Genomic DNA, 13,172 nt, shown 5'->3' on the forward strand with positions numbered 1-13,172 from the left:
TCCGCCGGTTCCGTCGTCGGCGTTCCGGGTAGCACCGCTCGGCTCGGCTTTATAGCCCGCGCTCCCAGACCTGGGCCGTGAGGTCGCGGCCGAAGACCCGCTCCGGCTGCGCGGAGGCCAGGTGGAATCCGCTGCCCTCGTAGACGCGGCGCGCGGCCGCCAGCACGGAGTAGGTGGACAGCACCATGCGCCGGTAGCCGGCTGAGCGGGCGAAATCCAGGCATCGCCGCATCAGCAGCCCTCCGACGCCGCGGCCGCGCGCAGTCGGCTCCACGAGGAACAGCCGCAGCCGCGCGGTCCGCTCGTCCTCGCGCGTGCACGCGATGCAGCCGGCGCGCAGGCCGTCCAGTTCGGCGATCCACAGGTGCTGCCCCGTGCGGTCGGGCGCGCGGGCGTAGTCGGCGACGAGGCCCGCGACCCACGCCTCGAACGAGGAGTCCCATCCGTACTCGTCGGCGTAGAGGGTTCCGTGGCGCTCGACGATCCAGCCGAGGTCGCCCGGGCGCGGTTCACGCAGGGCGGCCTCGGAGTACGCCGGTTCGGAGGCGGTCGGAGTCGCCCCGCGCTCCTGGGGCGGTTCGGCACGGGCGCCCGGATGCTCGGCGCCGGTACGCGGGCGGGGCTCGTCGAACAGCCGCCGCACGGTGCCCATAGCCCCGATCAGCCGGTCCCGATCGCCCTCCGACAGGTGCGACACCAGCCCGACGACCTGTTCGTTCGCGCGGTCGTCCAGGGTCGCCGCCGCCTCCGTGCCCTCATCCGTCAGTTCCACGACCTGCCTGCGCCGGTCCGACGAGGACGGCGAGCGCGCGACGAGGCCGTTGCGTTGCAGCCGGGTCAGTACCCGGCTGAGTTGTCCGGCGTCCATGTCCAGGTCGCGGCGCAGGTCGAGGGCTTCGACGCGGGAGCGGTGCCGCAGCTCGTAGAGGATGCGGACTTCGGTCAGCGACCACGGAGAGTCGAGCATGCCGGGTTTGACCACCCCGACGCGGTGTGTGTAGAAGCGGTTGAACGCGCGGATCGCGGAAACGTCCTCAGGCGGGACACCGGTACCGGTTGCCGGCGTGTTCATGGCGGCCTCCACGGGTGGCCCGCTCCGGCCGGCTCCAGGCCGCCGGAGCAGTAATGTTTGACTCTGACAAACAATTTAGCGCACCGGTCGGCCGCGGGAAAGCCGATCGGCGGCTCCCAGCGCCCCGAAGGAGCGGCGGGCGGCCGGGCTACCCGCCGGAAGCGCCCTCAGCCCTCGCCGCCGGGTTCCGCACTGCGCCCCAGACCGGCCGCGCGGCCCTTTCCGGCCACGACCAGGGCCATCTTGCGCGAGGCCTCGTCGAGCATCTCCCCGTCCAGCATCACCGCACCCCGGCGCTGCACGTCCGTGGCGTGCTCGTAGGCCTCCAGGATCCGCTCCGCGTGGTCGTAGTCGCTCCGACTGGGCGTGTAGACCTCGTTGGCGGCCTCCACCTGGAGCGGGTGCAGCACCCACTTCCCGTCGAAGCCGAGCGCCGCGGTGCGCCCGGCCGAGCGGCGGAACGCCTCGACATCGCGGATCTGCAGGTAAGGGCCGTCGATCGCCTGCAACCCGTTGGCGCGGGCGGCCAGCAGGATGCGCATCAGAACGTAGTGGTAGGCGTCGCCGGTGTCGTAGCCGGGCGGCTGCTCGCCGACGACCAGCGTGCGCATATTGACCGAGGCCATGAAGTCCGCGGGTCCGTAGACCAGGCTCTCCAGCCGCGGCGAGGACGCGCCGATCTCGTCGGCCCGCAGCGCGCCGCGGGCGTCCTCGATCTGGGCCTCGATGCCGATCCGGCCCGGTTGCAGGCCGTTGGCCGCCTCGATCTGGGTCAGCAGCGTGTCCAGCCAGCGCACATGGTCGGGCGTGGTGACCTTGGGCAGCACCAGGCAGTCCAGCTCGGCGCCCGCCCCCTCCACGACCGCGATGACGTCGCGGTAGGTCCACGGCGTGTCGAGGGCGTTGACCCGCACGGTGCGCACTCTCCGGCCCCACCCGCCGGCGTCGATCGCGGCCGCGGCGTTGGTGCGCGCCGCCGCCTTCTCCGCCGGAGCGACGGCGTCCTCCAGGTCCAGAAAGACGGCGTCGGAATCCAGGCCGCGCGCCTTCTCGATGAACCTGCTGTTGGACGCCGGTACCGCCAGAACCGAGCGGCGCGACCGCGATGCCCCCGCGCTCATGCATCCTCCTTCGCTTCGACCGGACCGGGCGGCGGCCGCCGCCCGCGACCGCCGCGGTCAGCGGCGGCGCCGTCGCCGGACATCCTCGCAAACCGGCGCGGCAGCGTGCGCTCCCGCCGGCGGTTCCCGCAGCGGTCCGGCCGTGAGGCATGCCGCAGCGCACGGCTCGCCCCGCCCGACCGGACCGCGCATAGAGTGCGGAGCGGACACGAGTGAGGACCGGGGCGTGCGGGCGGCGCAGGAGACACGGAGCCGACGGCGCCCCACGGGGGGAAGAGGCGCGATGGACCGTCAGGACGAGCGCACGACCGGCCGCCCCACCAGCTCGCACTGGGGCGCCTACGACGTCCTCGTCTCGGGCGAGCGCGTCGTCGGCGTGCGCCCGGGCGCCGGCGACACCGACTCTTCGCCCATCAGCCGCAACGTCCCCGACGCCCAGCACCACGCCACCCGGGTGGCCGCGCCCGCGGTACGGCGCCGCTGGCTGGAGAACGGCCCCGGCGCGGACGGCCTGCGCGGCTCGCCCGCCGACGAGTACGTCGAACTGGACTGGGACGCGGTGCTGGACCTGCTGGCCGCGGAGTTCGACCGGGTCCGCCGCGACCACGGCAACACCGCGATCTACGGCGGTTCCTACGGCTGGGCCAGCGCCGGCCGGCTCCACCACTCCCAGAGCCAGGTGCACCGCTTCCTCAACACCATCGGCGGCTACACCCGCTCCCGCACCACCTACAGCCACGCCTGCGTCGAAGTGCTGCTGCCCCACGTCGTGGGCCAGGGCGGCACCGCCGACCTGCTGGAGCGCGCCCCCACCTGGGAGGCCGTCGCCGAGCACACCGACCTGGTGGTGACCTTCGGCGGCCTGCGGCTGTCCAACACCTGGAACGCCTCGGGCGGGCGGGCCCGCCAGACCGCCGCCGAAGGCATGCGCGCCGCCGCCGGCGCGGGTGTGCGCACGGTCTCCGTCAGTCCGCTGCGCGACGACACCGTCGACGAGATGGGCGCCGAATGGCTGCCCGCCGACCCCGGAAGCGACACCGCGGTCCAACTCGCCCTCATCCACACCCTGTTCGACGAGGACCTGGTCGACCGCGCCTTCCTCGCCCGCTGCACCGTCGGCGCCGGCGTGCTGCGCGACTACGTCGCCGGGGTGCGCGACGGGGTCGCCACGACCCCCGAGTGGGCCGAAGAGCTGTGCGGCCTGTCCGCGGGCACCCTGCGCGGTCTCGCCCGGCGCATGGCCGCCGGCCGCACGCTGGTCAACGTCGGCTGGTCGGTGCAGCGCACCCGGTTCGGCGAGCAGCCGCTGTGGGGCGGCGTCGCCCTGGCCGCCTGCCTGGGCCAGATCGGGCTGCCCGGCGGCGGGTTCGCCACCGGCTACGGATCCAGCGGCAACTACGCCGGCGGATCCACCCCCTCGGGGCTGCCGCGCTTCCTGCAGGGCATGAACCCGATCGACGCGTCGATCCCCGTCGCCCGCGTCGCCGACATGCTGCTGCATCCCGGCGAGCCCTACGACTACAACGGCCGGCGCCGCACCTACCCCGACATCCGCATGGTGGTGTGGTCCGGCGGCAACCCGTTCCACCACCACCAGGACCTCGCGCGACTCACCCGCGCCTTCGGCCGCCCCGAGACCGTGGTCGTCGCCGAGACCCACTGGACCGCCACCGCCCGCCACGCCGACATCGTGCTGCCCTCGACCACCTCGCTGGAGCGCGACGACATCGCCGCCAGCCAAGGCGACCTGCGGGTGCGCGCCATGCCGCGCGCCGTGCCCCCGCACGGCAGCGCCCGCGACGAGTACGACGTCTACGCCGACCTGGCCGAGCGGCTCGGCGTCCGCGCGGAGTTCACCGAGGGCCGCACCGCTGCGCAGTGGCTGCGCCGCATCTACGAGCAGTGGCGGGCGCGGTACGCGACCGCGCTGCCCGACTTCGACGCCTTCTGGGCGGCCGGCGGTGTGGACATCCCCGACCGTGTCGCCGACACCACCCTCTTCGGCGACTTCCGCGCCGACCCCGACACCCATCCGCTGGGCACGCCCAGCGGCCGCATCGAGCTGTACTCCGAAACGATCGACTCCTTCGGCTACGACGACTGCCCCGGCCACCCCGCGTGGCTGCCCGCGTCCGAGCGGCTGGGCAGCGAGCGGTCGCGCCGGTGGCCGCTGCTGCTGGTCGCCAACCAGCCGCGCGGCAAGCTGCACAGCCAGCACGACATGGGCGCCTACAGCCGGTCGCTGGAGATCGCCGACCGGGCGCGGATGCGCATGCACCCCGGCGACGCGCGGGCGCGCGGCGTCGCCGACGGCGACGTGGTGCGGGTGCACAACGACCGCGGCAGCCTGCTGGCGGGCGTGGAGACCAGCACCGACGTGCGCCCCGACGTCGTCCAGCTGTCCACCGGCGCCTGGTACGACCCCTCGTCGCCCGAGGCCACCTGTGTCCACGGCAACCCCAACGTGCTCACCGCCGACACCGGATCCTCGGCGCTGAGCCAGGGCACCACGGGTCAGCACGTGCTCGTGGAGGTGGACCGCTACGACGGCGACCCGCCGCCGGTGCGGGTTTTCGAGCCGCCGCGGCTGCGCCCGCGGTAAGAGCGCAGGCGGGTGCGGCGGGTGCGCGGCCGGGACCGCGCGGCTGTGGGCGGACCGTAGCGCGCCCGCTGCGGTGCGCACCCGTGCCGGCAGGGAGGCGCCGGTCACTTCCCGCTCCCACTTTCACCGGGTCCAGGGATAGGTTAGCCTCTACTAAGTTCGAGAGGATCGCGGAACCGCCCCGGAGGAACAGTGCTGCCCCTGCCCGCGCGCCGCACGGCCGCCGCCACCGGCGGAGCGCGATGAGCCTGGAACGGCCGTCCGCCGCCCCCGTGGCCGGAGACGACGGCGACACCCCCGACTCCGTCGTCGCAGCGGCGGCGCTCGACCGCCGCACCGACGCCACCGCGCGCACCCACGCCCTGCGCACCACCGGCCTGGCCGCGCTGACGGCGGCCCTCGCGGTGTGCGCGCTACTCAGCATCGCGGTCGGGGCCAAAGCCATCCCGCTGGGCGCCGTCCTCGACGCCCTGTTCAGCCCCGACGGCAGCTACGAGGCCAGCGTCGTACTGGATCTGCGCCTGCCCCGAACCGCGCTCGGCATCTTCGTCGGCGCCGCGCTCGGGCTGGCCGGCGCCCTCATGCAGGCCCTCACCCGCAACCCCATCGCCGAACCCGGCATCCTCGGCGTCAACTCCGGCGCCGCCGCCGCGGTCGTCACCGCGATCTTCGTGTTCGGCATGACCGGCGTCGACGCCTACGTCTGGTTCGCCTTCGCCGGCGCCGCGATCGCCGCGGTGCTCGTCTACGCGCTCGGGTCGCGCGGACGGAGCGGCGCCACCCCGGTGCGCCTCGCCCTCGCCGGAACCGCGATCGCCGCGGTCCTGCAAGGCTTCGTCTACGGGATCACCGTCCTCAACGAGTTCGTCTTCGACCAGATCCGCTTCTGGCAGGTGGGCTCCCTCGTCGGCCGCGACGTGGACATCTTCCTGCGCATCTGGCCGTTCCTGATCGCGGGGATCCTGCTCTCCCTGACCCTGGGGCCCGCGCTGAACGCCGTCGCGCTCGGCGAGGACCTCGCCGCCGCGCTCGGCGCCCGCGTCAACCGCACCCGCGCCCTGGTGGCCGTGGCGATCGTGCTGCTGTGCGGCGGAGCCACGGCGGCGGCCGGGCCGATCTGGTTCGTCGGACTGATCGTGCCCCACCTGGCCCGCACGTTCACCGGTCCCGACCAGCGGTGGCTGCTGCCGTACGCGGCCGTGATCGGAGCGGTGCTGCTGACCCTGGCAGATACGGCGGGGCGCGTCATCACCTCCGGCGGCGAGCTGGAGGTCGGCATCGTCACCGCCCTGATCGGCGCACCCGTGTTCATCTACCTCGTGCGGCGGAGAAGGATGGCCCAGCTGTGACTCTCACCCCCGCGCGCACCGGCACGTCCTCCGGTACCCCGACCGAGGACGGCGCCGCGGCGTCCCGCGGACGGCGCCCCGACCTCGCGATACGCACGCTGCGCCTGGCGGGCGGCCGCGTCAGCTTCGCCGTCCGCCCCCGCGTGGCCGCGATCTACGGCGGCCTGCTGGCCGCGACCGCGGTCGTGTTCGCCGTGTCGCTGGCGATGGGCGAGTACAGCATCCCGCTGCCGCGGGTGCTGTGGGCGCTGGCCGGCCAGGGCGAACGGCTCGACCTGTTCTTCGTCCGCGACGTCCGGTTGCCGCGCGCCTGGGTGGCGGTCCTCGTCGGGGCCGCGCTGGGCATCGCCGGCGGCGTGTTCCAGAGCATTTCGCGCAACCCGCTGGGCAGCCCCGACATCATCGGTTTCACCGGCGGCGCCTCCACCGGGGCCGTCGCCACCATCCTGCTGTTCGGCGGCAGCATGCTGCAGGTCTCGCTGGGCGCCATGGCGGGCGGAATCGCCACCGCGGTGCTCGTCTACCTGCTGGCGTTCAAGCAGGGCGTGCAGGGCTACCGGCTCGTCCTCGTCGGTATCGGCATCAACGCGCTGCTGATGGCGGTACGCGACTACCTGATCACCCGCGCCGAGCTCACCGAAGCCCTGACCGCCCACATCTGGATGATCGGCAGCCTCAGCGGCCGCGGCTGGGGCGAGGTGGTGGCGGTGTCGGCCGCCTCCGCCGTGCTCATGCCCCTCGTCCTCGCTCTGGGGCCGCGGCTGCGCATGATGGAGATGGGCGAGCAGGCGGCCCTGGCCCTGGGGGTGTCCGTCCAGCGCACCCAGATCACGGCGATGCTCGCCGCCAGCGCGCTGACCGGTGCGGCCATCGCCGTGTCCGGCCCGATCGGCTTCATCGCCCTGGCGGCTCCCCAACTCGTCCGCCGCCTCGCCCGCACCCGGGGCACCGCGCTGTTCGGCGCCGCACTCATGGGGGCACTGCTGCTGGCCGCCGCCGACCTGGTGGCCCAGCACGCGCTGGCCCCGGTACAGCTCCCGGTGGGCGTGGTCACCGCGGTCATCGGCGGCACCTACCTGGTGTGGGTGCTCTATCGGGAATGGCGCACCGGACATGCCTGAATCCGGCCACCAGACACACCTAGGAGAGACGATGCCCGATTCGGCCCGGCTGTGGGGCGAGAACCTGACCCTGGCCTACGACCACAGCGTGGTCTCCCGCGACCTCGGCATCACCATCCCGGACAACTCCTTCACGGTGATCGTCGGACCCAACGCGTGCGGCAAGTCGACGCTGCTGCGCGCGCTCTCGCGGATGCTCAAACCCAGTCACGGCGCCGTCCGCCTCGACGGGCGCATGATCGGCTCCTACCCCTCCAAGGAAGTCGCGCGCCGCCTGGGGCTGCTGCCGCAGTCCTCCATCGCCCCCGACGGCATCACCGTCGCCGACCTGGTGGCGCGCGGCCGCTACCCGCACCAGAAGTTCCTCAAGCAGTGGTCGCGGACCGACGAGCAGGTCATCACCGAGGCCATGGACGCCACCGGGACCGTCGACCTCGCCGGCCGCATGGTCGACGAACTCTCGGGCGGGCAGCGCCAGCGCGTGTGGCTGGCCATGGTGCTGGCGCAGCAGACCCCGCTGCTGCTCCTCGACGAGCCCACGACCTACCTGGACATCGCCCACCAGATGGACGTCCTCGACCTGTGCGCCGAGCTGCACCAGGAGCGCTCCTACACCCTCGTCGCGGTCCTGCACGACCTCAACCACGCGTGCCGCTACGCCACCCACCTCATCGCGATGAAGGACGGCCAGGTCGTCGCCGAAGGAAGCCCGTCCGACATCATCACCGAGGAGCTGGTGGAGGAGGTCTTCTGCATGCCGGTGCGCGTGATCCCCGACCCGGAGACGGGCACCCCGCTGGTGGTCCCCGTCGACCGCGGCGGCCGCATCGCCCGCCGCGACCGCCCGGACCGGCCCCTCGCCGAGACGGCCCCCGACACCACCGAGGACCGCCGCAGCGCGTAGCCGGGCCGGGCCCTCCGCCGCGGCCGGCGCGCCGCGGCAGGCACGCGGCACCGCCGCTCACCGGGCGGTGCCGCGTCGCGCCCCGGCGCGGAGGGACCGTCGGCACCGTCAGTCCATGACGACCAGGTCCACGCGCTCGGGCGATCCGATATCGCCGCGATAGCAGGCGCCCGCGTCGGCGCCGGAGCCGCGGGTCCCGGCGTCGCCGTCCGGGACGGGCAGCAGGCGGCACGTCCATTCGCCGACCTCGGCGACATAGCTCTGCGCCTGCTGCTGCGGCTCGGGGATCGCCAGGTAGTCCTCCACCGCCGTCCGGGCGTCTTCGCAGGACGTGTCGGCGAGCGTGGGCACCAGAAGGGCGCGCTCCACGTCGGGGACGCCGTCGACCGCGCCGCACATGCGGCTGTCCAAGCCGCCGAACCCGGAGAACGTCCACTCGTACTCGGCGCCGCCGGCGGTGTACGTCAGCCGCAGGGGGTGGCCCGGTTCCCCGGTCCACAGCTCGAAGGGCGCCCCGGTGTGCTCCGTGCCCTCCGCCGGGGCCGTGAACGTCCCGCTGACGTGGAGTGCGGTCGTGCCGTTCAGTTCGCCTTCGATCCGCTCGTCCACCCGCATGGTGTCCGCGAGCGCGTCGAAGGGGTCCAGGACCGGGGCTCGGGAGTCGCCCCACGCGGTCTCCGCGGCGGACGGCGAAGCGGAGTGGTAGCGGCCTTGGGAGCCGCCGCCGAAGTCGCGGCTGATGAGCAGCCCGGTGTCGGGACGGTGGATCCGAGCCGTGCTCCCGGCCGCCGGTTGCTCCGGATCTCCTTCCAGCGTGCGGGACTGGAAGACCGGGTCGCCGTCCGGTTCGGCCAGGATGTACTCCCGGTGCCGGACAGCACCGGCGCCGCCGACGTCGGCGACGGCGCGGTAGCTCTCGCCGGTCCGCAGTTTCTCGGCCGCCTCGGCGACGGCCTCGTCGGCAGTGCCGAACGGCGACTCGGGTGCGGACGACGATTCGGGGGCCGCCCCGGGGCCGCCGGCGAACGCGGCGGCGGTGAGGAAGCCCGCCGCACCGATCGCGATGGCCGCGGCCATGCTCGACGCCGTCACGATGGCCGTCGGCAGGGCTCCGGGCCGCCCTGCGGACGGTGTCTCATCGGTCCCGTCGATACCGTCGTCGGTGGTCCCGGTGGTCCCGGTGGTCCCGGTGGTCCCGGTGGTCCCGGCGGGTTCGGGACCGGCGAGAGCGGGTGCCGCGGTGCCCGGGGCCGGGGGAGCCCCGTCGGATTCCCCGGATTCCCCGGCCTCGGCCCCTCCGGCCTCCGCAACCGCCGGCCGCGCACCGGCGCCGCTCCAGCCGTCGGCGAGGATTCCGCGCAGCCTCGCGCCCAAGTCGCGGGTGGCGATCCCGGACGTGTCGTCGGGCGAGGCGTAGGCCACCAGTCCCCGGTAGGCGCTCTCGGCGGTCGGGCGGGCACCGGGGTCGGCGGCCAGCGCCAGTTCGATCAGCGGCGCGAGCTCGGTGGGGACCCCGGAAAGGTCGGGGGCTCCGTCGCGGGCGCGGCGGTGGACCTCGGCCGGATCGTCGGCGCCGCCCGCTCCGGCGGGCCGGAACGGGTGGCGGCCCGTCGCCGCGTAGGCGACGAGGCAGCCCCAGGAGTAGACGTCGCCGGGCGCGGACGGTCCCGCGGCGTCGGCGGTCTCGGGGCCGGCCCATGCGGAGTCCTCCAGCGATTCCCCGGCCGCGGCCAGCCCCGATCCGCCGGTGCCGCCGACCGCGTCGAGGCCGAGGATGCGCGGGCCGTCCGGCGCCAGAACGACGTCGCCGGGTGCGACGGCGCCGTAGGCGGCTCCGGCGAACCCGGCGGCGGTGAGCGCCTCGGCCGTTCCGGCCGCGAGCGCGATCAGGGCCGCGCCCGACAGCGGTCCGCTCTCCTCGATCCGGGAGCCCAGCGTCGGACCGGACGGGTAGGCGGTGGCCAGCCAGGGGCGGTCGCCGTCGGTGTCGGCGGCGAGGGCGGGGAGTACGCACACGCCGGCGAGGCCGCGCACGGCGGCGACCCGCTGCGCGACCGCGGCGCGGTGCCCGGCGTCGCCGGCGTCCGCCTCCCCCGCCACCCGCACGGCGGCGGGGGAGCCGTCGGCTCCCGCGGCGTAGTAGACGACGCCGGAGGCGTCTTCGGCCAGCCGGCCGGACAGCGAGCAGGGACCGACGGACGCCGGGTCGTCGGCGGCCAGAGGTCGCAGGTGCGGGGGGCGGGCCGCGGGATCGGCCCCGGTCTGCGCGCTCATACTTCGCTTCTTTCTGGTTGCGAGCCGGCGTCCGGCTTGCTGTCGCGGCTTCCCGGAACCGCCGGCGGGCGGGGCGGCCGAGGGAGCCGTGGTGGGGATGGGGCAGAGGGACCGCAGGAACTCGGGGCCTGCGGGAGCGGGCGGCGGTGGCCGCCGGCCGCGGGGGAAGCGGCGCCGGTGCCCGCGGGGGGACGCCCGAGCCGCGGAACCCGTGCCGGGGGTGTGCCGACGGGGGCGTGCCCCATCGGCGGCGAGGACACCGGCATTCCCCGCGAGGCAGGGTATTCGCTGAGTCGCCCCCGCGGCGAGGCAGGTGCCGCCCGGGGCACCCGCCGCCGGGTCAGGATCCGCTGCCGTCCGGACGGGGGACCTGCTCGCACTCCTCCCGCTCGGCGGTGAACGTGCCGCCCACCCGGTAGCAGACCGGCAGGCGGTAGTAGGGGTCTTCCTGCTGGTCGGTCTCGGCGAAATAGCTGATCGCGCCGGCGTCGGGCGCGCCTTCGAGGGTGGCGGAGAACTCCTGCTCGGCGTCGCCGGGGGCGAGCGTGGCCAGGGGAGCGTCACCGGCGGCGAACACGGTCGACCGGTCGATTCCGTCGGGCTGAGGGGCGCCGCCCCCCGGGTAGTGGAAGAACTGGCCGGGTTCCAGGACGAGTTCGCCGCCGTCGGCCAGGTACTCGCCTTCGAACGCGACCGTGACGGCGTCGCCGTCGGATTCCGCCGCGGTAGGCGTGATCCGTGCCACCGCCTGCCCGTCTACGACGCGCAGGTAGGAAGCGCCGTCCATCCGGGTGTAGGTGAGCCCGGCGTCGTTGCCCAGCGGTGCCGGGGCCTCCGCGCTCGCGCCCGCTCCGTCCTCCCCCGGCGTAGCGGCCGGCGGGTCCGACGCCGTCGGCGCCGGGAGCGGGTCGACGCCGCCGGCCGTGGCGGCCCGGAGCGCGTAACCGCCGCCCGCGGCGAGCCCGGCGGCGGCGACGCCCGCCGCCGCCGCTGTCGCGGCGGCCGTCCACGGTGAGCGCATCGGCGCCATCGTCATCCGCACCTTTCCGTGTCCGCGGAGAATCCGTCTGCGACCTCGTAGCACACGCTCATGGGCGGAGCCCCCGGGCCGCCCTCGGTGTACTGGGCGCCCCGCACGCTGAGCCGCCCGGTATCGGGGGCGCCGGGGACGGAGAACGAGACCGTATCCGAGGCCTGGAAGGCGTCGAGGTAGTTCGTCAGGTTCTCGTCCCGGGCGGGGTAGTCCCGGCCGCCGGAGGAGACCGCGAACTGTTCGGCGACGAGCTGCGCGGCACGCACTCCCTGGTACCCGGCGATCGCGGTGAAGCGCACGCCGTCGTCCGCCGCTGCGGCGCCGATCAGCTGGATCGTCCAGGTGACTCGGCCTTCGTTCGTCAGGACGAAGGTGTCGTCGCCGTCGACGGCGGTCACGTAGGGACCGTTGGTCGCGGAGCGTCCGTCGTCGCCGGCGCCCGCCGTGCCGTCCGCGCTTTCCGCGCCGCCCTGGCCGCCTCCGCCGCCGCCCGTGTCCGCAGGCCCGCCCTGGGCGTCCCGCCCCTCTGCCGTGCCGCCGCCGGCGGAAACCTCGCCCGTGATCCAGGAGCGGTCCTCGGCGACGACGCCCCGGGCGACATATCCGACGGTGACCGCGATCACGAGGCTGACCGCCGCCGCGAGCGCTACCAGCGCCTTCGGCACGCCGGTCGCCGGACGGGCCGCCGCGGGCGGCAGCACACCCGTCCACTCCGTCTCCAGCAGCCGTGTCAGCGCGGGTTCGCCGCCCGCCGCGGCGCCGTCCTCCGCGCCGTCGCCGGCAGCGGCGGGTCCCGCCCGCCGGCGCTCCCACAGGCCCCCGACGGCCCGCAGTGCCTCGGCCGCCGCGGGGCGCTGCGCGGGGTCCGCCGACATCGCCCGCTCCACCAGCGGCAGCAGGTCCGCGGGGACGCCGTCGAGGTCGGGCCGCTCCTCCATGGCCCGAAACGCCAGGATGTCGGGTGCCGCCGTGCCGTAGGGGTTGCGTCCGGCCGCGGCGAAAGCGATCAACCCGCCCCACGCGAACATGTCGGCGCGGGAATCGGGCTCGGCTCCGCGGTACACCTCGGGCGGGATCCAGCCGGGCGTGCCGACGAGGACACCGGTGGCGGTGACGGCGGTCTCGTCGCCCGCGCGGGCGATGCCGAAGTCCAGCACCTTGGGCCCGTCGGGGGAGAGGATGACGTTCCCGGGTTTCAGGTCGCGGTGCACGATCCCCGCGCCGTGCACCGCGACCAGCGCCTCGGCGATTCCGGCCGCGAGCGCCAGCAGCATCCCCTGCCCCAGCGGCCCCTCGTCGTGCACGTGCTCGCGCAGCGTCTTGCCGGGCACGTATTCGGTGGCCAGCCACGGCGTGCCGCCGGCGGTGTCGGCGGCACGGACCCCGGCCGTGCACGCTCCGCGCACCCGGGTGAGCAGGTCGACCTCGCGGGCGAAGCGCGCCCGGTAGTCCGGGTCCGCGGCGTGCTCGCTGTGCACGACCTTGACCGCCACGCACGCGCCGGAGCCGTCCACGGCGGCGTAGACCGCGCCCATGCCGCCGGAGCCGATCCGGCCCGCGATCCGGTAGGGGCCGATCACCCGCGGGTCGTCGCCGGACAGGGGCGTGAGCCGGTCGGGCACCGGACCTGTGGTGAAGACGGAGGTGAGTGTCATCGGTCCTCTTCGTCGGGGGTGTCGGCGGCCGGGCGCGCCGC

9 protein-coding genes are annotated in these 13,172 nt (G+C 74.9%); 4 read left to right on the plus strand and 5 right to left on the minus strand.

What is annotated here, in order from left to right; all coding sequences use genetic code 11:
- Positions 1-49: 49 nt before the first annotated feature.
- Complete coding sequence (locus HNR25_RS15040) at positions 50-1,072, minus strand: bifunctional helix-turn-helix transcriptional regulator/GNAT family N-acetyltransferase (protein WP_184636019.1); 1,023 nt, start codon at positions 1,070-1,072, stop codon at positions 50-52.
- Positions 1,073-1,239: 167 nt separating this feature from the next.
- Positions 1,240-2,193 carry an HpcH/HpaI aldolase/citrate lyase family protein gene (locus tag HNR25_RS15045; protein ID WP_184636021.1) on the minus strand — a complete coding sequence of 318 codons (954 nt, stop codon included), beginning with the start codon at positions 2,191-2,193 and terminating at the stop codon, positions 1,240-1,242.
- Positions 2,194-2,476: 283 nt separating this feature from the next.
- Between HNR25_RS15045 and HNR25_RS15050 the strand changes: the two genes are divergently transcribed.
- The 4 genes from HNR25_RS15050 to HNR25_RS15065 all read left to right on the plus strand — a co-directional run bounded on the left by HNR25_RS15050 (position 2,477) and on the right by HNR25_RS15065 (position 8,169).
- A complete protein-coding gene (locus tag HNR25_RS15050; RefSeq protein ID WP_184636023.1) occupies positions 2,477-4,795 on the plus strand; it encodes a molybdopterin-dependent oxidoreductase in 2,319 nt (772 codons plus the stop codon).
- A 242-nt stretch (positions 4,796-5,037) separates the two neighbouring features.
- Positions 5,038-6,144, plus strand: a complete 1,107-nt coding sequence (locus HNR25_RS15055) for a FecCD family ABC transporter permease (protein WP_184636025.1) — start codon at positions 5,038-5,040, stop codon at positions 6,142-6,144.
- A complete protein-coding gene (locus HNR25_RS15060; RefSeq protein WP_376767505.1) occupies positions 6,141-7,265 on the plus strand; it encodes a FecCD family ABC transporter permease in 1,125 nt (374 codons plus the stop codon). The genes HNR25_RS15055 and HNR25_RS15060 overlap by 4 nt, the downstream gene beginning before the upstream one ends.
- A 31-nt stretch (positions 7,266-7,296) precedes the next feature.
- Complete coding sequence (locus tag HNR25_RS15065; protein ID WP_184636027.1) at positions 7,297-8,169, plus strand: ABC transporter ATP-binding protein; 873 nt, start codon at positions 7,297-7,299, stop codon at positions 8,167-8,169.
- Between the two features lie 108 nt (positions 8,170-8,277).
- On the opposite strand, the gene HNR25_RS15070 is transcribed toward HNR25_RS15065, so the two are convergent.
- From HNR25_RS15070 to HNR25_RS15080, 3 genes are all read right to left on the minus strand, one after another.
- The gene (locus HNR25_RS15070; protein WP_184636029.1) at positions 8,278-10,443 is read right to left on the minus strand and encodes a serine/threonine-protein kinase; all 2,166 of its coding nucleotides are present in this window, start codon (positions 10,441-10,443) and stop codon (positions 8,278-8,280) included.
- A 340-nt stretch (positions 10,444-10,783) separates the two neighbouring features.
- Positions 10,784-11,479, minus strand: a complete 696-nt coding sequence (locus HNR25_RS15075; protein WP_184636030.1) for a hypothetical protein — start codon at positions 11,477-11,479, stop codon at positions 10,784-10,786.
- Positions 11,476-13,131, minus strand: a complete 1,656-nt coding sequence (locus tag HNR25_RS15080; protein WP_184636032.1) for a serine/threonine-protein kinase — start codon at positions 13,129-13,131, stop codon at positions 11,476-11,478. The genes HNR25_RS15075 and HNR25_RS15080 overlap by 4 nt, the downstream gene beginning before the upstream one ends.
- Between the last annotated feature and the right edge of the window lie 41 nt (positions 13,132-13,172).

It is taken from the genome of Streptomonospora salina (assembly GCF_014204715.1).
Taxonomy (GTDB): Bacteria; Actinomycetota; Actinomycetes; order Streptosporangiales; family Streptosporangiaceae; genus Streptomonospora; species Streptomonospora salina.

What these genes read in the sequence shown, in the direction of transcription:
- HNR25_RS15055 (WP_184636025.1), top strand. Translation starts at nt 5,038, where the DNA reads ATGAGCCTGGAACGGCCGTCCGCCGCCCCCGTGGCCGGAGACGACGGC.
- HNR25_RS15075 (WP_184636030.1), bottom strand. Translation starts at nt 11,479, where the DNA reads ATGACGATGGCGCCGATGCGCTCACCGTGGACGGCCGCCGCGACAGCG.
- HNR25_RS15070 (WP_184636029.1), bottom strand. Translation starts at nt 10,443, where the DNA reads ATGAGCGCGCAGACCGGGGCCGATCCCGCGGCCCGCCCCCCGCACCTG.
- HNR25_RS15080 (WP_184636032.1), bottom strand. Translation starts at nt 13,131, where the DNA reads ATGACACTCACCTCCGTCTTCACCACAGGTCCGGTGCCCGACCGGCTC.
- HNR25_RS15040 (WP_184636019.1), bottom strand. Translation starts at nt 1,072, where the DNA reads ATGAACACGCCGGCAACCGGTACCGGTGTCCCGCCTGAGGACGTTTCC.
- HNR25_RS15045 (WP_184636021.1), bottom strand. Translation starts at nt 2,193, where the DNA reads ATGAGCGCGGGGGCATCGCGGTCGCGCCGCTCGGTTCTGGCGGTACCG.
- HNR25_RS15065 (WP_184636027.1), top strand. Translation starts at nt 7,297, where the DNA reads ATGCCCGATTCGGCCCGGCTGTGGGGCGAGAACCTGACCCTGGCCTAC.
- HNR25_RS15050 (WP_184636023.1), top strand. Translation starts at nt 2,477, where the DNA reads ATGGACCGTCAGGACGAGCGCACGACCGGCCGCCCCACCAGCTCGCAC.